We start from the raw sequence: 22223 nt of genomic DNA, 5'->3' as shown, positions 1-22223 counted from the left end.
CCTAGAAGAAAGAGGCGAGAGTCTTTAGCTGATCAAGAGCTTCCGGGGTATCGGCATCAAGGAGCTCCCCAGGATGTGCACATTCCACATGGCGCACGCGGTCTGGATGACGCTGCATGACAGCGCTTCCACCGGTTCCGGGGGGAAGCTGAGAAAGCTCCTGAAAAAAGGCGGCGGGAAACAGCACAGGGCTCCCTGGTTTTCCCCGGTAAGACAGGCGGTAAATAAAGCGTTGATCTTTGCAGAATGCGAAGATCAGCGCTTTTATACTTTGTACAGTAAGAAGCGGCTGATCGCCAGTCAAAAACAGACAGGCAGATAAGGCGGGCAAGGCGTCCAGACCGATCCGTACCGTATCGCTTAAAAGCGGTTCTGTGTGGAGGACGCAAGGGACATGCTGCGTGCTGCAAAGGGCTGCCGTGTCGGGTGAACGCGTGACAGTAACTGAAGCGCAAAGAAGCCCGTTTTTTTTGAGATCAGCAATGGCATCAAGTGCATACTGTATCAGCGGTCTGCAATGAAAATCAGAGAGAAGCTTATTTGTCCCAAAGCGGCGGCTTTCGCCGGATGCCATCAGGACGGCGCCGATCCCGGCGGAGGAAGGTATTGGATAATTGCATGAAACAACAAATACATCCGGGCGGTTTTTCAGCTTTTCTAAAAACGGGAGCGGCTGAGCGCGCAGCACTGCCAGAACCCGCTTTTTTTCAAAGAGTTCTTCGATGGCGGCGCAAAATCGCGGACAGCTCTCTTCCAGGAAACCGATCTCATCCAGACAGACAAAATCATCCGGGGCATGCAGGGCATGCGAGAGGGCTTCCATGCCGATCGTCAGAAATCCTTCCGGAACCGGACCCATTCTGTGATTGCGTGGTATTCCGATCACTGTCTCCTGACCGGTTGTGTTGTCTCTGAGACGGATGCAGGACGGGACAGGCCGGAAAGGACGGTCCAAAGCGGCTGCCTCCGGCCGCACAGCATACGTGGTAAAGCCCGGAAGAACCCTGGCAGGAGATGCTGTAACGGATGAGGCGGTATTTGTAAAAAAGGAAGGATCGCTCAGAGAAAGCAGTTCCTTTAATGCTGTGGTTTTGCCGCTTCCGCGCTCACCGGTCAGGATCAGATGGCGTTTGCCGCTGCTGCGGAAAATATTCATCAAAGAGTTTGCGTCCAGCCGCATGGCAGGCTGCTTTGTACTGTTCATATTGGTGTATCAGCTCCTTTGCCTGGGCGGTCAGACGGCTTCCACCGCCGCCCCGGCCGCCTGTTTTTCGTTCGATCAGCGTATAGCCGAGGACGTCCTCGGCATGTTGAATGATTTTTAATGCTTTAGTATATGCCATTCCCATATGGACGGCAGCCTGACGGAGGGAGCCGTGCTCCTCGATTCCTGTCAGGAGACGGTATGGTCCCTCGCCAAAAAAACGACTGCCGTTGTCATCACAGAGGAAGGTATGGATCATTGGCTGCATACGTTCTCCAATCTTTGCTTTTTCTGTAAAAGAATCAAATATCAGTGACCGGGCAGGGCAGAAGAAAGCAGTGCCCGTCACGCCGGAATACTCTGACCGGACCGTATACGCCGGAAAGCTTCCGGGAAAGCTCTTCTGGCGGCTCTGTCTGCGGGTACAGGAGCGCTGCAAGTCCCCCGTCCTTCATCAGGATCAGCTGGTCGCAGTAATCAAGCGCTATACTGAGATCATGAAGGACCAGTAATCCGGTCTTTTGTTTATGACAGAGAGTTTGGCGGATGGTGTGAAGGATTTTGTGACGGTTGGGAAAGTCCAGCGCACTGTCCGGCTCATCAAATAAAAGAAGCTGTGTATTTTGTACCAGCGCGCGCGCCAGAACGCACAGCTGCTTTTGTCCCTCACTCAGGGTCTGAAAATCAGCGAAGGTACAGTCCTCCATCCCCACACAGGCCAGGGCGGTCAGGGCCTTGCGGATATGTGTTTTGCCGGGGGAGGAAAGCAGCGGAAGAAACGGCTGGAACCCCATCAGTACAACGTCCAGAGCGCGCAGCGGGATATGGATGCCGCTTCTTTGCGGGATATAGCTGATATAACGCGCGAGCTTTCGGGACGGATACCGGGAAAGATCAACTTCAGGCAGCTGTTTTTGACCGGGATGCAGGATCGCTGTCCCGGTGTGAGGGATCAGATGACAGAGCCCCTTCAGGAGTGTTGTTTTTCCGCAGCCGTTTGGACCGACCAGAGCCGTGAGTGTGCCGGATGGAAGAAAAAAAGAAATATTATTTACTACCATATTATAGTTGTATCCGGCAGAAAAATCAGTTACTTTTAAGTCCACGTTTTTTCTCCTTTCCATACGAGCCACAGTAAAAACGGAGCTCCCAGAAGAGAGGTTAAAATACTGACAGGGATCTCTCCTGCGGCGGCGCTGCGCGCAACGATATCTGCGGTGAGCAGAAGCGCACCGCCAAGGATCCCGGAGAGCAAAAAGGTCGAAAGCCGGTAATTTTTTGTAAGAAGCCTGGCTGTGTGTGGCGCAAGCAGTCCGACAAAGCTGATGATCCCTGTGATGCTGACGATGGCAGCAACGATCAGTGTGGCTACGGCTAAAGCGAGAAGCCGCAGCAAAGTGACCGGTGTTCCGAGCATCCGGGCTTCCTCCTCATCAAGGGTAAGGAACAGAAACTGCCGATAAAAAACGGCAAGTACGGCAATACCGGAAAAAACAAGGACAAGAGGAAGCGGGAGGCGGGAGGCCGTGACGCTTCCGAGACTGCCCATGATCCAGTATTCGATCGACGCCAGCTCCTTTTCCGGGTCGGCAGTAAATTTCAGTGCCATCAAAGCCGCCTGAGCCAGCGCATTGACAGCGATCCCCGAAAGGATAAGAGAAGAAAGGTTTCTCTCGGCGGACAGACGGGACAGCAGCAGCGATAAGCACACCGCAGTCAGCCCGCCGACAAATGCAAAAGTGGTAATACCGGCAGAGGAGGCATGCAAAAACAAAATAGCTGCAGCTGCTCCGGTACTTGCCCCGGAGGAGACACCGATAATATCAGGGGCCGCCAGAGGATTTTTAAAGACCATCTGATAGATCATTCCTGCTGCACCGAGTCCGCATCCGGTGATGAGCGCCATGACGGTCCTGGGAAGGCGCAGGGTCAGGAATACATGGACTGCGGACGCTTCCCTGTCAAGCAGAGCCTGGAGCGTCAGCGGGTAGTGTCCGGTACATAAAGAGAGGAAAAAGGCAGCTCCTGTAAAGAGGAGAGCTGCCAGGAGCAGGAGCCTGCCGTTTGACTTTCTCGTTGGTAATATAGGTTGTACGTGCAAAATTATCCCTCTTTATACGAAGCAGATCTTTTATTTGCCAAGTGCAGACAGATCTGGTGTAAAATCATAAAAGGTTTCATAAAAGTCAGTCACATCTTTCTGGAATGTCTCCGGCGCATACTGCTGCGGGTGGAGCGTAGAAGCTGCCCACAGAGAACCGAGAATACAGCCGGGTACAGGAGAATCCCATGGCTCAAATGTATCCAGGAACTGGTAGACGGCGCCGTTTGCCACAGCAGTGACAGAAGCGAGCGTTTCATCCTTTTTCACATCTTCTGCCGTATAATCGGCTTCTGCCGCGATCAGGATCACTTCAGGGTCCCAGGCGAGAAGCTGCTCGTAGGAAATATCCGTCCATGAGGCGTCTTCGATCTTTGCAGCGGCATTTACTCCGCCTGCCTGCTCGATCACACTGTTCTGGTACATGCCGCTCCCGGCAGCGGTGAGGACAGATCCCGTACCCGCCAGATAGACAGACGGTGTATCTGTACCGGCAAGTGCTTTTGTCAGTTCTTCTTTTTTCTGATCATAATATGCTTCCAGAGAAGCAGCCCGCTCCTGTGTATTTGTCACTTCACCAAGCAGCTGCAAAGACTGTGTAAGCAGCGCATCATCCTCGGGATTTACAGCCAGTACTGTGAGACCGAGTTCCTCCATTGCGGGGATCTGTTCTTTTAATTTTGCGGGAATGATCACGAGGTCAGGCGCAAGCGCAGCGCAGCCCTCCAGATCAAATTCCTTTGCAGTGCCGACATTTGGGAGCTCCAGAAGCTGCGGTGCGGCGAGTGAATAAATCGGGCGTGTGTCAGCCTTTGCTTCAATGCCGACAAGCTGATCCTCCAGGCCAAGCGCGACGAGCAGGCTGGTAGAAATATAATATCCGCTGACAAGTGTCTCCGGCTCCTGTTCAATCGTCACCTCTCTGCCGAGCTGATCAGTGACCGTGAGCGGATAGGCGACTTCTTTGGCACAGGCGCTCAGCGGAGAAAGCCCGAGTGATGTGCAAAGAAGCGCTGCAGAAACAACTGAAAATAAATGATTCATAAACTTGTACTCCTTTTCAGGCAGGAGATCTTCCTGCGCACTTGTATAATTCCGTTATATTTTTAAAACTACAACGCATATTTTATCAGATGATTGGACTTTTTGCAATCTTTTGATATACTGAAAACGACAGTAGAAAATAAAAGAAAAATGGTATCTGCCCGTGGCGGATGTCAGTCGAGGGAACCAGGGAGGGAAAGTATGTTCACCTGTAAAGAATACAAAAAAGCAGCGACGCTCGAGGAAGCGTGGCAGCTCAATCAGAAGCGCAGCAATCTGCTGATCGGCGGGATGCTGTGGGTTAAGATGGGACACCGCAGTGTCGGAACAGTCATTGATCTGTCGGACCTCGGTCTTGATACAATAGAAGAAACAGAGGAAGAATTTCGTATCGGATGTATGGTAACTTTACGGCAGCTCGAAAAACACGAAGGTCTGAACGCATACACCAACGGGGCGATCTGTGAATCTGTGCGTCATATTGTCGGAGTTCAGTTTAGAAATACGGCTACCGTGGGAGGAAGCATATTCGGGCGGTTCGGATTTTCTGATGTGCTTACCATGATGCTTGCGCTGGACAGTTATGTGGAGCTTTATAAAGGCGGCGTGATACCGATGTCTGAGTTTGTCAGCCGGAAACGGGACCGTGATATCCTGGTCCGTATCATCATCCGAAAAAGGCCGGGCAGCTTTGCTTACCAGTCGATGAGAAATACAAAGACTGATTTTCCGGTGCTTGCCGTGGCAGCAGGCCGTATAGATGGGCGGCTTTTTATCAGCATAGGCGCAAGACCGATGCGCGCGGTACAGCTGGTGACAGATGCGAAGAATGCGGCGGATGCAGGACTTCCGGACGGAGTCCTGGAGACGATCAGCGAGGGAGGGAAAATTACCCCGGAGCAGGCAAAGGCGCTTGGCGAGTATGCGGCAGGCGCGGTGGCGGTTGGAACCAATCTGCGCGCAAGTGCGGAATACCGGCAGGAGCTTATCCGGGTGCTGGTAAAGCGTGCATGTCTTGCGCTGTAATGACTGGATTGCCAGATCAAAATGCGCACGGATGCAATATAGATAAATAGAAAAATACAGGAGGATATTATGCTTCTTTCACTTACATTAAATGAAAAAAAAGTACAGGCGGAGATCGCGCCGGATATGCTGTTGATCGATTTTGTCCGGTCGCAGGGCTGCCTCAGCGTAAAGCGGGGGTGCGAGACATCCAATTGCGGGCTCTGTACGGTATTTCTGGACGGAAAGCCGGTGCTTTCCTGCTCAGTACCTGCCGCCCGCGCAGACGGACATTGTGTGACAACGCTGGAGGGACTGCAGGAGGAGGCAAAGGAGTTTGGAGCATTTATTGCAGATCAGGGAGCAGAGCAGTGTGGATTCTGTAATCCTGGCTTTGTCATGAATGCACTTGCACTTTTCCGTGAAAATCCAGATCCGGACGAGGAAGAGATCCGGGAATATCTGGCAGGAAATCTCTGCCGCTGCTCCGGATATGAGGGGCAGCTTCGCGGGATACAGAAATTTCTGGAGTGGAAAAAGAAGGGGGGAGCATCATGAGGACAGTGAATCAGCCAATTCGAAAAAAAGATGCCATGCAGCTTTTGACCGGACAGCCGGTGTATGTGAATGATGTGGCACCTGATAATTGTCTGATCGTAAAGCTGCTGCGTTCTCCGCACCCGAATGCCTGGGTCGAGGAGATCCGGACGGATGCAGCAAAAAAGGTACCGGGCATTGAGGCTGTTTTTACCTGGCAGGATGTGCCGCAGGATGGACCGCGCTTTACTCTGGCGGGACAGACCTATCCGGAGCCAAGTCCGCAGGATCGCCTTGTGCTGGACCGCCATGTGCGTTTTGTCGGTGATCCGGTTGCGATCGTGGCAGGCAGGGATGAGAAATGTGTAGACCGTGCACTGCGGATGATCAAAGTAAAATATCAGGTACTGGACGCAGTGCTGGACTTCCGTACAGCGAAGGATAATCCGATCCTGGTGCACCCGGAGGATAACTGGGAAGCACTCTGCCCGGTGGGAGCAGACAATAAAAGAAATCTGTGCGCGCATGACGAATGCGGCGAGGGGGATGTGGAAGCTGTTCTGGCAGATTGTGACGTTGTGCTGGACCGTACCTTCCATACAAAGGCAAACCAGCAGGCGATGATGGAGACCTTTCGTACCTTTTGCTCTATAGACACATACGGCAGACTGCATATCGTAAGCTCGACGCAGATCGTATTCCACTGCCGCCGTATCGTGGCGAAGGCACTGGGCATCCCGAAGTCAAAGGTACGCGTGGAAAAGACACGGATCGGCGGCGGCTTTGGCGCAAAGCAGACAGCCGTGATCGAGATCTACCCTGCCTTTGTGACTTGGAAGACAAAGAAGCCGTGCAAGCTGATCTACAGCCGGAAGGAGACGCAGACCGCCTCTTCTCCGCGCCATGAGATGGAGCTGCATGTACGTCTGGGTGCAATGAAGGATGGCCGCATCCGGGCAATTGATCTGTATACCCTCTCCAATACGGGCGCTTATGGAGAGCATGGCCCGACAACAGTCGGTCTTACCGGACATAAATCGATCCCTCTGTATGGTAAGACAGAGGCATTCCGCTTTATCAGCGATGTAGTCTATACGAATGAAATGTCTGCAGGAGCATACCGCGGCTACGGTGCGACACAGGGTCTGTTTGCAGTAGAGACAACAGTCAATGAGCTTGCCCAGCTGCTTGATATGGATCCGATCGTGCTGCGGGAACAAAATATTATACATGAGGGCGATGTCATGCCGGCGTATTACGGGGAAGTAAATACGAGCTGCGCCCTTGACCGCTGTATTGCGCGTGTAAAAGAGATGATCGGCTGGGATGACAAATATCCATGCCGCGATATGGGCAATGGAAAGGTGCGGGGCGTCGGCATCGGGCTGGCTATGCAGGGTTCCGGTATTTCAGGAGTGGATGTTGGTTCCGCTGCGCTGAAAGTAAATGACGAAGGGTTTTATACGCTGAGGATCGGCGCTGCGGATATGGGGACCGGGTGTGATACGATACTTGCCCAGATCGCCGCAGAAGTACTGGAATGCGAGATGGATGACGTGACGGTATTCGGGGCAGATACGGATGCTTCACCGTATGATTCCGGCTCTTATGCGTCCAGTACCACATACGTGACCGGAAAGGCGGTGGAACAGGCGGCGCTTGAGCTGCGCGACAAGATCTGCACGCTTGGCGCCCGGCTTCTTGGCTGTGATGCAGACAGCGTCATATTTGACGGAACCTCCGTGATCTGTGAGAAAACGGGTCAGAGTATCAGCCGAAAAGAGATCGCGACGGCTTCCCAGTGCGGAAACACGATCGCTCTTGAGGCGACCCGGACCCACTCCTCAAAAACCTCCCCGCCTCCGTTTATGGCAGGAGCAGCAGAGGTGGAGGTTGATCTGGAGACAGGAGCAGTTGAGGTGATCCAGTATGCGGCGGCAGTGGACTGCGGCACACCGGTCAATCCGAATCTGGCGCGGGTGCAGGCAGAGGGAGGGATCCTTCAGGGGATCGGCATGACGCTTACAGAGGATATTACTTACAAAAACGGGCGTGTTCTGGAGAATTCACTGATGCAGTACAAGATCCCGACACGTCAGGACATCGGCCACATCCAGGTGGAATTTGAGAGCAGCTACGAAGACCTTGGTCCATTTGGAGCAAAGTCGATCGGAGAAGTCGTGATCAATACGCCGCTTCCGGCAGTCACAGCAGCCGTACACAACGCGACAGGACTGTGGTTCCGGGAGCTGCCGATCACACCGGAGAAAATCGTACTCGGGCGGCTGCATCAGCAGGAATAAGCACAAAGGAGGAAACAGTATGTTAGAGGTTGGAACAAAGGCGCCGGAATTTACATTGCCGGATCAAAACGGAGAGATGCACACCCTGGCAGAATACAGAGGAAAGAAGGTCCTTTTATACTTCTATCCGAAGGATAATACACCGGGCTGCACAAAGCAGGCATGCGGATATTCCGAACGGCTGCCGCAGTTTCAGGAAAAAGGAGTGGTGATCCTTGGCATCAGCAAAGATTCCGTTGCTTCGCATAAGCGTTTTGAAGAGAAGCAGGATCTGACGATCACGCTTCTGGCAGATCCGGAGCGTACAGCGATCGAAGCGTATGACGTCTGGAAGGAAAAGAAAAACTATGGAAAGGTCTCCATGGGCGTTGTCCGCACGACGTACCTCATTGATGAGGAAGGAATCATTATTAAGGCGAATGATAAAGTAAAGGCAGCGGAGGATCCGGAGAAAATGCTGGGTGAGCTGTCATGAGAATTATTCTCTCTCCGGCAAAAAAGATGAAGACAGACACAGACAGCCTGCCGGTGGCCGGGCTTCCGTGTTTTTTGCCAAAAACAGAAGTGATCCTGCGCTGGCTGAGGGAGCGTACGCATCAAGAGCTGCAGACGCTCTGGAAATGCAACGATAAAATCGCTCAGGAAAATATCAGACGGCTGGCATATATGGAATTGCAAAAAAATCTGACTCCGGCAATCCTCTCTTATGAGGGGATTGCCTATCAGTATATGGCGCCATCCGTATTTGAGGCGGAGCAGCTGGGATATATCCAGCAGCACCTGCGCATTCTGTCTGCTTTTTACGGCGTACTCTCTCCTATGGACGGTGTGACTCCTTACCGGCTCGAAATGCAGGCAAAAGCGCAGATCGCAGGGACGAAAAATCTGTATGATCTCTGGGGAAGGGATCTGTACGATGCAGTCAGGGATGAGAGTGGTATTATCGTAAACCTTGCATCAAAGGAGTATGCAAAATGTATCGAAAAGTACCTGACCGCTGAAGACAGATTTGTGACTGTCATATTTTGTGAGAACGTCGGGGGAAAGCTTGCCACAAAGGGGACGTATGCGAAAATGGCACGCGGCGAGATGGTGCGCTATATGGCGGAGCATGCAGTGGAGAAGATAGAGGAGATACAGAAATTTGATCGTCTGGGCTACGTATTTCGGGGAGAATTGTCCTCAGAAAAAGAGTATATATTTGAGCGGGTGGAGTAGACGGTAAAAGAAGATATGTGGAAGCATCTGAAGGATAACAGAACAGAAATTCAAGTTGCGAGGTATGTTTAAGGGAGATCCTGGCCGTTATAATAAGAATCAGATAAGAGAAAAACTCTTTCTGGTTCTTTTTTTGTAAGGCTCCACAAAGAAGTTACAGATTTATATAAGTGCAGCGGAGGAGATAATCGGATTGGCACAGAAAAGAAACTGTTATAAAATACAAGTATACAAAAATGTCCGGTGCAGGAAAATGCTATATCTGTGAAAAACAGTTTTTGAGTCAGAAAGAAAAACGAAGGGAGAAGTGAAAATGGAATATATTGCACATAAGAACAGTCAGGGGATACAGACGATAAAAGAACATTTGAACGGGACGGCAAAGCTGGCTGGAGAATTTGCAGAAAAGTTCGGAAAACAGGATTGGGGATATTGCTGCGGGATGCTCCACGACATAGGAAAGTATTCTGTGGATTTTCAGGAAAAAATAAAATGGGATAGTAAGCGTCAGGTAGATCATGCTACGGCGGGAGCCAGAGCCTGCAGGGAGAAAGGCGGGAAGTATCGTTTTTTGGAGTATTGCATTGCCGGGCATCATGCGGGACTGGCAGACCACGGAGACAATTTTGATAATGGTGGAAATGCAACTTTGATGGGCAGAATGCAGAAGAGAATCAGCGATTATACGGCATACCGTACAGAGATCGAAATTCCGGAAATCAGTTCAGACCCGTTTGATTGGAAAAAAACAACGAATCCGGATTTTTCGCTTAGTGTTTTCATCCGGATGATTTATTCCTGTCTGGTAGATGCAGATTTTCTGGATACAGAAGCTTTTATGAATGACGGGAAAGAAGAGAGAAATCCTGGAGAAAGCATAGAAATCCTTTTTGAAAAGCTGGAAAAACATATTTCCGGATGGTTAAATAACCAGGATACGGATACCGTCAACGGGCGGCGGTCAGAAATATTAAGATATTGCCTCGAAAAAGGAAAATCCGAAAAAGGCCTCTTTCATCTGACTGTTCCGACAGGCGGAGGAAAGACGATCGCTTCTTTGGCATTTGCATTGCGTCATGCAGTGGAACATCAAATGGACAGAGTGATTTATGTCATTCCATATACCAGTATTATTGAGCAGAATGCCAGGGTATTTCGAGATATTTTGGGAGACAGGAATGTGCTGGAAAATCATTGCAATGTCGACTATGAAAGCACAGAGAAAAGTACAGAAGAACTTCGGGCAATGCAGCTCGCATCGGAAAATTGGGACAAGCCGGTTGTTGTCACAACGAATGTGCAGTTTTTTGAATCATTGTTTGCGAACAAGTCTTCTAAATGCAGAAAATTGCATAATATTGCGAACAGTGTGATTATTTTTGATGAAGCCCAGATGCTGCCAAATGATTATTTAAAGCCATGCATTGCGATGATAGAGGAGCTTATGAACAACTATGGAACAAGTGTCGTTTTATGTACAGCGACGCAGCCGGCTCTCACATCGTTTTTTCAAAGCAAGGCTCCGGCTACGCAGTTGTGCCCGAGACTGCAGGAGCAATTTGAATTTTTCAAAAGAACACAATTTGAAAACGCAGGAGTTGTGACAGAGGATTCGCTCATAAAGAAGCTGGAAGAGGAACAGCAGGCACTTTGCATAGTTAATACGAAAAAAAGGGCACAGAGTATTTATAAACAATTAAAAGGGACTGGAGTGTACCATTTGTCTACCAGTATGTATCCTGTACACAGAAAGCGCGTGCTGGATGAGGTCAGGGAAAAGCTTCGAAGCAATGAGAAATGTATTCTCATTTCCACCAGTCTTGTAGAAGCTGGCGTGGATCTTGACTTTCATTCTGTTTATCGTGAACTTGCCGGTGTGGATTCTATGATACAGGCAGCGGGTCGCTGCAACAGAGAAGGACGGCGAAAGGCGGAAAGCAGTAAAGTATTTATTTTCTGTTTTGAAGGAAAAGAAACAGTGATGGGGCAAAGGCAGCAGATCGATGTTGCAAAAAGCCTGCTTGCCGATGGCAGAGAGCTTTCTGATATGGAGACAATCACAAAATATTTTGAAATGCTGTACCATATCAAGGGGGACAGCCTGGATAAGAAAAAAATTCTGGATGAGTTTACGGATAAAAAAATGAAATATAATTTTGCAAAGGTGGGAAAAGAGTTTAAGCTGATTGAAGAGAATACAAAGACAATTTTTATAAATTGTGAAGAAGGAGCAGATGAAATTCTTCAGGAGCTACAGCATAAAGGATTTACCAGATCCGGTATGCGAAAAGCAAGTCAGTATTGTGTTTCCATATATGATCAGACATTTAATAAAATGCAGGGAGCAGGGATGATACAACCGGTATCCGAAGATATGAAGGATTTCTATGTGCTGACAGATACCAGCAGATATACGCAGGAGATGGGACTGGAATTAGAGATCGACAATGGGATGGCGCTGTTTTTCTAAAGAGTGCTGGGAAACGATAAAAAGGGCAGAAGCGGTGATATGCAGAGGTTCACAGAACCATGATACTGCATAAACACCGCTTCTGACAAATTTCTTTAAGATAAATACTATGATTTCAATCCACAGAGTACTTCTGACGAACGTAGTATAACATAAGTTTTTTTTAACGACAACAAGAGAAGATATTTTGTGTTAATTTTAAATTTTATATATTTCCATAGAATTTACTTAACAAAAATAAATTTAGTATTGCTTTTTGAGAGAGAGTATGTTATAGTGAAAATATAAGTAAATCAAAAAAATAGTCGGAAAAATATCAAGAAATATAAATGGAGTGCACCAATGATCTTATATCACGGCAGTAAGGAAATAGTAGAATATCCGGAACCGGCAGAACGTTGGGCTGCACGATATGGAAAAAATGGTTATATCAATAAATATGAGTATGAACCCAATGATAATAGGAAGCGAGGCTGCATATGGCGAGAAAAAATGACAACGATTTGTTTTTTACGTGCAGCCTGATTGAATATATCGGAAGAAGAGCAAAAAGAACGAGAAGAAAAGTAGTAGATATTTTTGGGAAAGAACGACTTAAACGTATTTATGAATACGCGGAGGTATTTTATTGTGAGTCGATTGAAAAGGTGGCAGATGAGTTTATAAAAGAAAGTAAGATGACGGAGGGGACTTTTGTCTCCAACATCATTTTATAAAATGAAAGAGGTGATGATATGGGAATGGGAGTCAAAGTAAAGGTCTGGGGCGATTATGCGTTATTTTCGCGCCCCGAGCTAAAGGTAGAACGATATTCTTATGATGTGATGACGCCATCGGCAGCAAGAGGGATTTTAGAAGCCATCTACTGGCATCCAGGGCTGAAGTGGGTCATTGACAAAATATATGTGAAGAATCCGATCCGTTTTACCAGTGTGCGGAGAAATGAAGTGAAAAGCAAGATTTCTGCAAATAATGTTTTGCCTGTATACAATGGAGCCCAAAAGCCGCTCTACATAAGCAGCAAAGAGGAAATCGTGCAAAGAGCTTCTATGATCCTGACGGATGTGGCGTATGTGATCGAAGCACATTTTGAGATGACAGAGCGGGCAAATGAAACAGATAATCCGGGGAAATTCAAGGATATTATGATGAGACGTCTGCAAAAAGGAAAGTGCTATCATATGCCATATTTTGGCTGCCGGGAGTTTCCGGTAAATTTTGCACTGTGTGAAGAGGAAGAGATTGAAACGGCGTTTGATGATGTTGCAGAAAAAGATCTGGGATTGATGCTATTTGACATGGATTATACGGACAAAAATAATATAACTCCCATGTTTTTTCGGGCAGTGTTGAGACATGGTGTACTGGATTTGCGCGACTGTGAGGTGATACGATAATGTTACAGGCTCTTACAAAATATTATGAAGTCCTGGCAGATGACGGAAAGGTATCAAGACCGGGCTGGTGCAGTGCAAAAGTCTCGTACCAGATTGATCTGAACAAAGAAGGGAAAGTGAAGGGGATCATCAGTCTGAAAAGTGAGGAAGAGCGGGGAAAGAAGAAGGTATGGGCTGCACAGCCGCTTTCAGTGCCGGAGATGGTGACGAGATCCTCCGGCGTATCTGCCAATTTTTTGTGTGACAATGCGAAATATCTGCTGGGTATCTGTCTGGAAGAGGATGAAAAGAATAAAAAGAGAGCGAGAGAGTGTTTTCTTGCTGCAAAAGAAAAGCATCTTTCTTTCTTGGAGCAGGCGGAGGGGGATATGGCAAAAGCCGTTCGCTTGTTTTTTGAAAAATGGGATCCGGAAAAAGCAATGGATCATGAGGAGATCAGAGCGAACTGGGAAGAAATCACAGATGGGGGAAATCTGATTTTCGGAATAGGCATGGACTATGCTCAAAATGATGCGGAAATAAAAGAAATCTGGGACAGCAAAAAAAACACAGAAACACAAGGGGATCAGGGTATATGTCTTGTGACAGGGGAAAAGGCAGAGATCGCGAGAATCCATCGAGGAATAAGAGGTGTTCCGGGTGCACAATCAAGCGGTGCGGCGCTGGTTTCCTTTAATGCGCCTGCGTTTGAATCCTATGGAAAGGAACAAAGTTATAATGCTCCGGTGGGCAAACGTGCAGAGTTTTCTTATACAACGGCGCTGAATTATTTGCTGTCTACCCGGGAATATTCTTTTCCGGTCGGGGATGCCATGGTCGTTTTCTGGGCGGAAAGCGGCAATGCGGGGTATCAGGATTTCTTCAGGGAATGTACGGAGCCGTCTGTGGATAACCAGCGGGAGCTGAGGGGGCTGTTCGAAAAAATACACTTAGGACATCCTGTTATTTTTAATGGCGATGAACTGGATATGGAGCAGAAATTTTATGTTCTGGGGTTGGCGCCAAATGCAGCAAGACTGTCTGTGCGGTTTTTCTATGAGAACTCCTTCGGAAACATCTTAAAGAACATTTCTGCACACTATAAAAGAATGGAAGTGGTACAACCGAAATGGGAGACGAGGCAGTATCTGGGCATTCGGGATATGCTGTATGAAACTGTGAATAAGAACTCGAAGGATAAAAAACCAGTATCGAATATGGCTGCAATGACGTTTCGCGCAATTTTATCGGGGAGCAGATACCCGGAAAGACTGTATTCCGATACGCTGATCCGTATCCGGGCAGAACAGGATGAGAGTAAGATCACCTGGAGAAGAATCGCAATTATAAAAACATATTTAATGAAAAACTGTAACTGGGAGGAAGGAGAGGATTATATGGGCTTAAATGAAGAAAGCAATGAGATTTCATACGTATTGGGGAGGCTGTTTTCAGTACTGGAATCGATACAGTCAGAGGCAAATCCGACAATACAGGCAACAATCCGGGATCGTTATTTTAACTCGGCGTGCGGAACTCCGGGGATAGTATTTCCCACTTTAATTAAATTAAAAAACAGCCATATGAAGAAAATCGGACGGGAAAAAGAAGGTACAAAAAAATATTATGAAAAGCTTTTCACGGAGATCATGTGGAAAGTGGATGCGAACGAAGGCTTCCCTAAGCGCTTATCATTAGAAGAACAGGGAAAATTTGCAATAGGATATTATCATCAGACACAGAAAAAGTACGAAAAAAAGGAGGAAAAATAAATGAGCGAAGTAATTAAAAACCGATATGAATTTGTAGTTTTATTTGACGTAGAAAACGGAAATCCAAACGGAGATCCGGATGCTGGAAACATGCCGAGAATTGACCCGGAAAGCGGACTTGGGCTGGTTACGGACGTGTGTCTGAAAAGAAAAATCCGGAATTATATTGAAACGGTAAAGGAAGATGCACAGGGATATAAGATATACATAAAAGAGGATGTTCCGCTGAACCGAAGTGACAGAGAAGCCTGTGCAAGCCTTGGAATAGAGGAAACCGATGAAAAAAAGGTTACAGAATCTTTGAAAAAACTGAAGAAAAGTGATGCAGATGCAGACGTAAAAATCCGCGATTATATGTGCCGGAACTTTTTTGATATCAGAACGTTTGGCGCTGTCATGACTACATTTGTAAAGGCCGCTTTGAACTGCGGTCAGGTAAGAGGACCGGTGCAGCTTGGATTTGCAAGAAGTATTGATCCAATCGTTTCTCAGGAGATTACAGTTACGAGAGTAGCGATCACAACAGAAAAGGATGCCGAAAATAAAAGTACTGAGATGGGAAGAAAGAGCATTGTGCCGTATGGCTTATATCGTGTGGAAGGGTATGTGTCTGCGAATCTGGCCCGGAAAGTAACCGGATTTTCGGAGGAAGATCTCGAACTGCTGTGGGAGGCGATCATCAACATGTTTGAGCATGATCATTCTGCTGCAAGAGGGAACATGGCAGTGCGGGAGCTGATCGTGTTTAAACACAGCAAAGAGCTCGGAGACTGCCCGGCTTACAAATTGTTTGATGCTATCGAGGTGAGAAAAAAAGAAGGGGTAGAATTCCCGAGAAGCTATCAGGATTATATTGTCGAGATACATGAAGAAAGTATACCGGATTCTGTAGAAATGAAAAGGATGATTTAATGGAATATGCAGAAGATAATTATTTAATGTTATCTGGTATTCAACATTTTAAATTTTGCAGAAGACAATGGGCGTTGATCCATATTGAGCAGCAATGGGCGGAAAATGTGCATACAGCTCTAGGCGAGCTGATGCACAAAAAAGCTCACGATCCTTATCTGGTGGAAAAAAGAAAGGATCTGCTTGTTGCGCGGTCTCTTCCGGTCACTTCCAGAGAACTGGGCGTCAGCGGCGAGTGTGATGTGGTTGAATTTCACAGGTGTGAAGACGGAATAAGGCTGCATGGTCACAGAGGGACTTTTTCTGTTTACCCGATCGAGTATAAAAAAGGCCAACCAAAGGTTACTGTGGAGGATCAGCTGCAGCTCGCAGCCCAGGCGCTGTGTCTGGAGGAGATGTTTTCGGCGGATATTCCAGAAGGGGCATTGTTTTACGGAGAGACGAGAAGAAGGGAAATCATAGAGATTTCGGAAGATTTGCGTCGAGAAGTAAAAGCAATATTTCAGGAAATGCATCAGTATTTTGACAGAAAATATACTCCGAAAGTGAAATACAGCAAGGCCTGTAATGCGTGTTCTCTTAAGGATATCTGTTTGCCTAAACTGGGAAAAGCAGGATCAGTAAAAACCTACATTCATCAGGCGCTGAAGGAGGACAACGAATGAAAAAATTATTAAATACGTTATACGTGACCTCTGAAAGCAGTTATCTGGCGTTAGATGGCGAAAATATAGTAGTTCTTGAAGGAACAGCAGAAGCAGGGCGTCTCCCTTTGCATAATTTAGAGGGGATAGTTTCCTTTGGCTACCGGGGGGACAAGCCCTGCACTGATGGGGGCGTGTGCAGAGCGCAACATCTCTTTGTGCTATATAACGCCGCAGGGAAAATTTTTAGCGAGAGTAAGCGGAAAGATAAAGGGAAATGTCGTATTAAGACAGCAGCAGTATGACAGTGCAAAAAATGAGGTGCAAAGTCTTGAAATTGCAAGAAACTGCATTTTAGGAAAAGTACATAATGCAAGATGGGTGCTGGAGCGTGCTATCCGTGATCACAGTCTTCAGATTGATGCAGAGCAGGTAAAGGCTGCATCTGAATATTTGAAAAATTCTCTCCATTACATTCAGAACTGTCAGTCAAAAGAGCAGATAAGAGGATATGAGGGCGAAGCAGCCAGCGTTTACTTCGGAGTATTTGATCAGCTGATCTTACAACAGAAAAAAGATTTCAAATTTCAGGGCAGAAATAAAAGACCACCAATAGATAAGGTCAATGCGATGTTATCCTTTGTGTATACATTATTGACAAATCAAATTACTTCTGCTCTGGAGAGCGCAGGACTGGATCCGTATGTCGGCTATCTTCACACATTGCGGCCGGGGAGAGCTTCGCTATCCCTGGATTTAATTGAGGAATTAAGAGCCGTGCTGGCAGCCAGGTTTGTTGTATCCCTGATCAATAAGAAAATAGTCACTGGTAAAAGCTTCATAACAAAAGAAAACGGCGCTGTCCTGATGAATGACGATCTGAGAAAGAAGCTGTTGACAGAATGGCAGAATAAAAAGAAAGAAACGTTAACCCATCCTTACCTGAATGAGAAAATAGAGTGGGGAATGGTTCCTTATGTGCAGGCAATGTTGCTGGCGAGATATTTAAGAGGTGATTTAGACAGTTATCCGGTATTTCTTTGGAAATGAGGTGGACAGAGGTATGTTAGTATTGATTACCTACGATGTGAATACAGAAACTGACGCGGGAAAAAGATGATTGCGAAAAGTAGCCAGGCAGTGTGTAAACTATGGGCGAAGAGTACAAAATTCTGTTTTTGAATGTATATTGGACAATGCGCAATGTGTGGTGCTCAAGGCGAAGCTGTCCGATATAATCGATGAAGAGGTGGATAGCTTAAGGTTTTACTATCTGGGAAATCAGTATAAAACAAAAGTAGAACATGTGGGAGTTGACAGAGGAACTCCCGCAGATGGAATTCTTATTATGTAATGGTAATTTATGTGCGAATGTGGACGGAACATAAAAAATCCGGAGGATTCGCACCTGAAAAATTGTATAAAAAAATAAAAAGGATGCAATAAAAAGGAAGCGTAGCGTCAGTGAACAGGCGTGTTGCCCCTTGTCCACTGACACTAGTATAGTGATATGGCGAAATATATAATGTAGATAGTATATTTTGGCTATGGCTGGGCAAAATTGTGGTCGTTCCCCGCAAGGGGGACGTGGATTGGAGATCTGCCTCCAACCGTCTGCTACGATATCATTTTTCCTAACTGTATCACCTGGCATTGTCTTTTGTGGAAATCCTAAAACGCTTGATAAATTATTGTTAAAATACCAGAGTAGTAACACATCCCCTATTTTGAAGAAATGTCACATGGTATTGTTCTCCAATCAAACAGCGTATATAATTGTCATTAAATCAAAAGAGAGGTGGTTTAGGTGAAACTCTGCATTGCTTTATCTGGAATAGTTAAATAAACATTATTCAAATTGACAGGAGGTTTTTAAATGACTATTCCAGTAAAACAGATTTATCCCCGTACAGGTGATAAAGAAACAATTTATTTGAAACATGTAATCACGAATCCCAATATAGCGGTTGGAGATTTCACAATGTATAATGATTTTGTAAATGACCCGACGTTATTTGAGCAGAACAACGTATTATATCACTATCCGATAAATCATGACAAATTGCAGATTGGGAAATTCTGCTCCATTGCTTGCGGTGCAAAATTCCTTTTTAACAGTGCCAATCATACATTATCTTCATGGTCTACTTATCCGTTTCCATTATTTTTTGAGGAATGGGGATTGGAAAAGAAAGACGTAACAAACGCATGGGATAATAAAGGCGATATTATCATTGAAAATGATGTTTGGATTGGTTATGAAGCTGTTATTTTAGCTGGTGTCACGATTGGAGATGGAGCGATTATTGGAACTCGTGCAGTTGTCACAAAAGATGTTCCGCCATATACGATTGTTGGCGGTGTTCCGGCGAAACCAATAAAGAGACGATTTTCAGAAGAAAGTATTTCTGCACTATTGGAGATTCAATGGTGGAACTGGTCTGAGGAAAGAATCGCAAGAAATATTGGTGCTATACAAAGCGGGAACATTGAACAATTAAGACAAGCGATATAAATGTAATTAGGACGGTGACACGATGTGTATAAATAAAAAAAGAAAGAACGATGTTTCACTCCATGCAAAGTCAGTAAATGTTAACGCTATTTGCATGGAGTAGTAAGGCGTAATATGCTGGCTTTGCTATTTGACGATGAAAAGTTAAAGGAGTGAGCCTGCATGAAATATATCAAAGCAGATTCTGTACTCCCCATTGCTTTAATTGAAGAATTGCAAAGTTATATACAAGGCGGATATATTTATGTTCCTTCAAGAAAAGACAGCAAAAAGAAATGGGGCGAATTGAGTGGCAGTAAATATGAGATTGAACAGAGAAACAGGAAAATAAGAAAAGATTATCAGCAAGGAAAAAGTGTTGATGAATTAGCTGATATTTATTATCTTTCTGTTCATTCAATCAGAAAAATCATATATGAGAAATAATTTCCGAGAGGTCGTAGTTTTGCGGCCTCTCTTTTAGGTAAAAAACACTTCTGTAAGTGACAGTATATTGAGAATGCTATTTTTTGATGATACAATGTAATCGGTGATGAAAGATGAAAACAACAAAATTTTATATCGGGAAGATTCCGGTCATTATCTGGGGAGTGAAATCTGACAAGGTATACATTTATGTTCACGGAAAAATGTCTGATAAGGAGTCTGCTGAAACTTTTGCTCAGATAGCAGAAAATAGAGGCTATCAGACAATCAGTTTTGACTTACCGGAACATGGAGAAAGAAAAAGCGAAAATTACAGGTGCGATATTTGGAATGGTATTTCTGACCTTCATAGGATAAGTTCCTATATATTTGCTAATTGGAAATCGGTATCTTTGTTTGCTTGTAGTTTGGGCGCATATTTCAGTTTGCAGGCATATAAAAATGTTACCTTTGAAAAGTGTTTTTTTCTGTCTCCAATCGTGAATATGGAATATCTCATTAAAAATATGTTCCAGTGGTTTCATGTTACGGAAGAAATGCTTTATACTAAAAGAGAAATTCCGACACCGATTGATACTTTGTCTTGGGATTACTTCCAGTATGTAAAGAAAAATCCCGTAGCAAGATGGAATAGTCCAACCTATATACTTTATGGAGGCAAGGACAATTTGCAATCTTTACAGGTTATAGAAAATTTTGCAAAGTCCAATTCTGTGTTATTGACTATATCAAAGCAGAGTGAACATTCTTTTATGGGAAATGGGGATGACAAGATTATAAAAAGTTGGATATGTGATAATCTGTAGAATCAATACAACTCCACTTTATTGCTGTTGGCATTTTCCTAACTGTATCACCTGGCATTGTCTTTTATGGAAATCCTAAAACGCTCTTTCAGACGTTTCTTGTACCTTTTTCTATGGTTGAATTTATTACTTTTATCACTCTCCCTGCATATCCATTTTGTAATTATCATCCAAGGCACTGCAAAAAACAGCGATATCCCTGCAACGATCAGTGCGCCGAACGGATGCATAAAAAACATCCCGATCAGCGCTAATATATATATTGCCAGTGGTATCCGGTATAATAGCCATCTATGCATCCTGCTTCTCCTTTCGGCTTTTAATACCTCTATTATACTACGCCGGTCGTTCCTCCACAAGGAGGACATGAATTAACATTTCTTATGCGGTGTCTGTCTTCGCCGTCTTCAAGCTGGCGACAAAGAGAATCCGCATTACTAGGGTACATTTCTTGGAATTCAGGGACAAAAAAGTAGTTACTGGATTCTCTTGAAAGTCGTATAGATAGTTCTTGAAATGATGTAGGCTATGACAAATTTTTTGATACAGATATAGATGGATAATATTGGGATAAGAAGAAAAATAGCAATGATTTTGATGTACTTGTAAATTTAGAAGATTGCAGAGATTAAAAAATTAACGTAACATGCAGGAATAATGATTGCAGTTAAAAAAAGAAAGTTGTGGTTTCGAAAGATAGAGAACAAATAAAGATTAGTCCTGCCTTTTTGGATGAAGAAGCATATAAAGGCTTAGTTTTACAGACTATATTCTTTTCTAATTTTAAAAAGAGAGATTAATATCTTTATATTTACTGAGCGAAGATGAACCATTACGACAATTCAATCAGGAATATCGAGTATTAGAAGCTGGTAAGATAGAGGAAATATTGAAGGTATAAAAGAAAATTAAATTTTGAATCGAAGTGGTGCAAAATTTGTAGAATTCATTTTGTGGGAGAAGAGATGTGCAGGCAGCATGAATATTGTCCATATTTTTGCAATTCTACGTAGATATGTTTTAATTTGATACGCAGATTGAGATCATTGTTTTGACTTTCAGGAGAGAAATTAATTTGCAGAAAATGTAGAGTCACGACAGAAAGGTATGTCAGAGTTCCAGGATGGTGAAAGCATGTGTATAGATCTTGTACGGGGAAAATAGATTGGGAGCAGGCTTTCTTTATATTACTCAGACTTTGTAGAAACAGGGGATTGTTGAACATAAGAACCGCAATACGGCAAGCTATGAAAATGTCAGATGCCGTAACTATTTCTAGTGATATTTTGAAGCAATTGAGAAGACAGTTCACTTTGAAAACATGTTTGTATTTAGTTTTGGAAAGAAGAGCAAAAGATAACATTGCTAGAAAGTTGCATCAACAATGAATCAAACAAGTCTATGAAATAAGCAAATCTCAACGATGTACAAAAAATATGTATCAGAACTAAAGTATGCGTTTTTATCAGCAAAAGTATTTATAGGATTGTTTCATGTTATGAAACTCTAAGCAGAAAGCGTGCATTGCTGATTATTTATTCATAACGAGGAACACTTAGCACACGGAGTTATCCAATTGACTTATAGGAGATAATATAATGGTGTCCCCGGAATGGATAGGTATAATGAAAATATCAGGTGCGAATGGGGAGTAAACAGAAATTTCCCGGGAGATTCGCACCAAAAATAAGTCACATTTTATTTAATTGAGAAACCTTAGAGTATAATTATCATTGGCAAAAATAAAGGGAAGAGATCGAAACCTCTTCCCAATCATACAGATTTATCTTATTGTTTAATTGCTGAGAAAAAACATAAGGAGTCTGTATGATGAGTTCAATGATAAAGGAAAACGGCGTAACATTCAAGCAGTTAGAGAAAAATATTTTT

22 protein-coding genes and 1 pseudogene are annotated in these 22223 nt (G+C 45.1%); 18 read left to right on the top strand and 5 right to left on the bottom strand.

Annotation, left to right across the window (positions count from 1 at the left end; all coding sequences use genetic code 11):
• Position 1 precedes the first annotated feature (1 nt).
• From QOX44_RS02210 to QOX44_RS02190, 5 genes are read right to left on the bottom strand one after another with little or no spacing between them, the layout of a single operon-like run.
• Positions 2-1204 carry an NTP transferase domain-containing protein gene (locus QOX44_RS02210; protein WP_283681044.1) on the bottom strand — a complete coding sequence of 401 codons (1203 nt, stop codon included), beginning with the start codon at positions 1202-1204 and terminating at the stop codon, positions 2-4.
• Positions 1107-1472 carry a winged helix-turn-helix domain-containing protein gene (locus QOX44_RS02205; protein WP_283681043.1) on the bottom strand — a complete coding sequence of 122 codons (366 nt, stop codon included), beginning with the start codon at positions 1470-1472 and terminating at the stop codon, positions 1107-1109. Before QOX44_RS02205 ends, QOX44_RS02210 begins: the two co-directional genes overlap by 98 nt.
• Positions 1473-1506: 34 nt before the next feature.
• On the bottom strand, positions 1507-2310 hold the full coding sequence (locus QOX44_RS02200) for an ABC transporter ATP-binding protein (RefSeq protein WP_283681042.1): 804 nt from the start codon (positions 2308-2310) through the stop codon (positions 1507-1509).
• Positions 2301-3305, bottom strand: coding sequence for a FecCD family ABC transporter permease (locus QOX44_RS02195; protein WP_283681041.1), 1005 nt, complete (start codon positions 3303-3305; stop codon positions 2301-2303). The genes QOX44_RS02200 and QOX44_RS02195 overlap by 10 nt, the downstream gene beginning before the upstream one ends.
• A 30-nt stretch (positions 3306-3335) precedes the next feature.
• Positions 3336-4349 (bottom strand): ABC transporter substrate-binding protein, encoded by a 1014-nt coding sequence (locus QOX44_RS02190; RefSeq protein ID WP_283681039.1) that lies wholly within the window; start codon positions 4347-4349, stop codon positions 3336-3338.
• A gap of 201 nt (positions 4350-4550) precedes the next feature.
• On the opposite strand from QOX44_RS02190, the gene QOX44_RS02185 reads away from it, so the two are divergent.
• From QOX44_RS02185 to QOX44_RS02105, 18 genes and pseudogenes are all read left to right on the top strand, one after another.
• Positions 4551-5375, top strand: coding sequence for an FAD binding domain-containing protein (locus QOX44_RS02185; protein WP_283681038.1), 825 nt, complete (start codon positions 4551-4553; stop codon positions 5373-5375).
• A 69-nt stretch (positions 5376-5444) separates the two neighbouring features.
• A complete protein-coding gene (locus tag QOX44_RS02180) occupies positions 5445-5912 on the top strand; it encodes a (2Fe-2S)-binding protein (RefSeq protein ID WP_283681037.1) in 468 nt (155 codons plus the stop codon).
• A complete protein-coding gene (locus QOX44_RS02175; RefSeq protein WP_283681036.1) occupies positions 5909-8194 on the top strand; it encodes a xanthine dehydrogenase family protein molybdopterin-binding subunit in 2286 nt (761 codons plus the stop codon). Before QOX44_RS02180 ends, QOX44_RS02175 begins: the two co-directional genes overlap by 4 nt.
• A gap of 19 nt (positions 8195-8213) precedes the next feature.
• Entirely contained in the window at positions 8214-8669 is a 456-nt protein-coding gene (gene bcp, locus QOX44_RS02170; protein WP_283681035.1) for a thioredoxin-dependent thiol peroxidase, read from the top strand.
• Positions 8666-9412 carry a peroxide stress protein YaaA gene (gene yaaA / locus QOX44_RS02165; protein WP_283681034.1) on the top strand — a complete coding sequence of 249 codons (747 nt, stop codon included), beginning with the start codon at positions 8666-8668 and terminating at the stop codon, positions 9410-9412. Before bcp ends, yaaA begins: the two co-directional genes overlap by 4 nt.
• Positions 9413-9725: 313 nt before the next feature.
• Complete coding sequence (gene cas3, locus QOX44_RS02160; RefSeq protein ID WP_283681033.1) at positions 9726-11882, top strand: CRISPR-associated helicase Cas3'; 2157 nt, start codon at positions 9726-9728, stop codon at positions 11880-11882.
• A 342-nt stretch (positions 11883-12224) separates the two neighbouring features.
• Positions 12225-12380: pseudogene (locus QOX44_RS18180) on the top strand (DUF3990 domain-containing protein); the annotation flags it as partial.
• The gene (locus QOX44_RS02150) at positions 12362-12598 is read left to right on the top strand and encodes a hypothetical protein (RefSeq protein WP_283681032.1); all 237 of its coding nucleotides are present in this window, start codon (positions 12362-12364) and stop codon (positions 12596-12598) included. The pseudogene QOX44_RS18180 and the gene QOX44_RS02150, both read left to right, overlap by 19 nt.
• Positions 12599-12616: 18 nt before the next feature.
• Positions 12617-13279: a type I-C CRISPR-associated protein Cas5c gene (gene cas5c / locus QOX44_RS02145; protein ID WP_283681031.1), complete on the top strand. Its 663-nt coding sequence runs from the start codon at positions 12617-12619 to the stop codon at positions 13277-13279.
• Entirely contained in the window at positions 13276-15030 is a 1755-nt protein-coding gene (gene cas8c / locus QOX44_RS02140) for a type I-C CRISPR-associated protein Cas8c/Csd1 (protein ID WP_283681301.1), read from the top strand. Before cas5c ends, cas8c begins: the two co-directional genes overlap by 4 nt.
• A complete protein-coding gene (gene cas7c / locus QOX44_RS02135; protein WP_283681030.1) occupies positions 15031-15942 on the top strand; it encodes a type I-C CRISPR-associated protein Cas7/Csd2 in 912 nt (303 codons plus the stop codon).
• Positions 15942-16607 (top strand): CRISPR-associated protein Cas4, encoded by a 666-nt coding sequence (cas4, locus tag QOX44_RS02130; RefSeq protein WP_283681029.1) that lies wholly within the window; start codon positions 15942-15944, stop codon positions 16605-16607. Before cas7c ends, cas4 begins: the two co-directional genes overlap by 1 nt.
• Positions 16604-16891 carry a CRISPR-associated endonuclease Cas1 gene (locus QOX44_RS18300; protein ID WP_442955372.1) on the top strand — a complete coding sequence of 96 codons (288 nt, stop codon included), beginning with the start codon at positions 16604-16606 and terminating at the stop codon, positions 16889-16891. The genes cas4 and QOX44_RS18300 overlap by 4 nt, the downstream gene beginning before the upstream one ends.
• Positions 16773-17636, top strand: a complete 864-nt coding sequence (cas1c, locus tag QOX44_RS02125) for a type I-C CRISPR-associated endonuclease Cas1c (protein ID WP_442955371.1) — start codon at positions 16773-16775, stop codon at positions 17634-17636. The genes QOX44_RS18300 and cas1c overlap by 119 nt, the downstream gene beginning before the upstream one ends.
• A gap of 70 nt (positions 17637-17706) precedes the next feature.
• Complete coding sequence (gene cas2, locus QOX44_RS02120; protein ID WP_283681028.1) at positions 17707-17940, top strand: CRISPR-associated endonuclease Cas2; 234 nt, start codon at positions 17707-17709, stop codon at positions 17938-17940.
• Positions 17941-18462: 522 nt separating this feature from the next.
• Entirely contained in the window at positions 18463-19101 is a 639-nt protein-coding gene (locus QOX44_RS02115; protein WP_283681027.1) for a CatB-related O-acetyltransferase, read from the top strand.
• A 162-nt stretch (positions 19102-19263) separates the two neighbouring features.
• Positions 19264-19527, top strand: a complete 264-nt coding sequence (locus QOX44_RS02110) for a CD3324 family protein (RefSeq protein WP_283681025.1) — start codon at positions 19264-19266, stop codon at positions 19525-19527.
• 113 nt (positions 19528-19640) lie between these two features.
• Positions 19641-20333 (top strand): alpha/beta hydrolase, encoded by a 693-nt coding sequence (locus QOX44_RS02105; protein ID WP_283681024.1) that lies wholly within the window; start codon positions 19641-19643, stop codon positions 20331-20333.
• The last annotated feature ends 1890 nt before the right edge of the window (positions 20334-22223 follow it).

Source organism: Parablautia sp. Marseille-Q6255 (assembly GCF_951230155.1).
GTDB lineage: Bacteria > Bacillota > Clostridia > Lachnospirales > Lachnospiraceae > Choladousia.
This window is presented reverse-complemented; position numbering and strand designations above follow the sequence as displayed.

Bases quoted from the DNA above. Each gene is read 5' to 3' on its own strand.
- QOX44_RS02210 (WP_283681044.1), bottom strand. From the start codon at position 1,204: ATGAACAGTACAAAGCAGCCTGCCATGCGGCTGGACGCAAACTCTTTG.
- QOX44_RS02205 (WP_283681043.1), bottom strand. From the start codon at position 1,472: ATGCAGCCAATGATCCATACCTTCCTCTGTGATGACAACGGCAGTCGT.
- QOX44_RS02190 (WP_283681039.1), bottom strand. From the start codon at position 4,349: ATGAATCATTTATTTTCAGTTGTTTCTGCAGCGCTTCTTTGCACATCA.
- QOX44_RS02185 (WP_283681038.1), top strand. From the start codon at position 4,551: ATGTTCACCTGTAAAGAATACAAAAAAGCAGCGACGCTCGAGGAAGCG.
- QOX44_RS02180 (WP_283681037.1), top strand. From the start codon at position 5,445: ATGCTTCTTTCACTTACATTAAATGAAAAAAAAGTACAGGCGGAGATC.
- QOX44_RS02175 (WP_283681036.1), top strand. From the start codon at position 5,909: ATGAGGACAGTGAATCAGCCAATTCGAAAAAAAGATGCCATGCAGCTT.
- bcp (WP_283681035.1), top strand. From the start codon at position 8,214: ATGTTAGAGGTTGGAACAAAGGCGCCGGAATTTACATTGCCGGATCAA.
- yaaA (WP_283681034.1), top strand. From the start codon at position 8,666: ATGAGAATTATTCTCTCTCCGGCAAAAAAGATGAAGACAGACACAGAC.
- cas3 (WP_283681033.1), top strand. From the start codon at position 9,726: ATGGAATATATTGCACATAAGAACAGTCAGGGGATACAGACGATAAAA.
- QOX44_RS02150 (WP_283681032.1), top strand. From the start codon at position 12,362: ATGGCGAGAAAAAATGACAACGATTTGTTTTTTACGTGCAGCCTGATT.
- cas5c (WP_283681031.1), top strand. From the start codon at position 12,617: ATGGGAATGGGAGTCAAAGTAAAGGTCTGGGGCGATTATGCGTTATTT.
- cas7c (WP_283681030.1), top strand. From the start codon at position 15,031: ATGAGCGAAGTAATTAAAAACCGATATGAATTTGTAGTTTTATTTGAC.
- cas4 (WP_283681029.1), top strand. From the start codon at position 15,942: ATGGAATATGCAGAAGATAATTATTTAATGTTATCTGGTATTCAACAT.
- QOX44_RS18300 (WP_442955372.1), top strand. From the start codon at position 16,604: ATGAAAAAATTATTAAATACGTTATACGTGACCTCTGAAAGCAGTTAT.
- cas1c (WP_442955371.1), top strand. From the start codon at position 16,773: ATGGGGGCGTGTGCAGAGCGCAACATCTCTTTGTGCTATATAACGCCG.
- QOX44_RS02115 (WP_283681027.1), top strand. From the start codon at position 18,463: ATGACTATTCCAGTAAAACAGATTTATCCCCGTACAGGTGATAAAGAA.
- QOX44_RS02110 (WP_283681025.1), top strand. From the start codon at position 19,264: ATGAAATATATCAAAGCAGATTCTGTACTCCCCATTGCTTTAATTGAA.
- QOX44_RS02105 (WP_283681024.1), top strand. From the start codon at position 19,641: ATGAAAACAACAAAATTTTATATCGGGAAGATTCCGGTCATTATCTGG.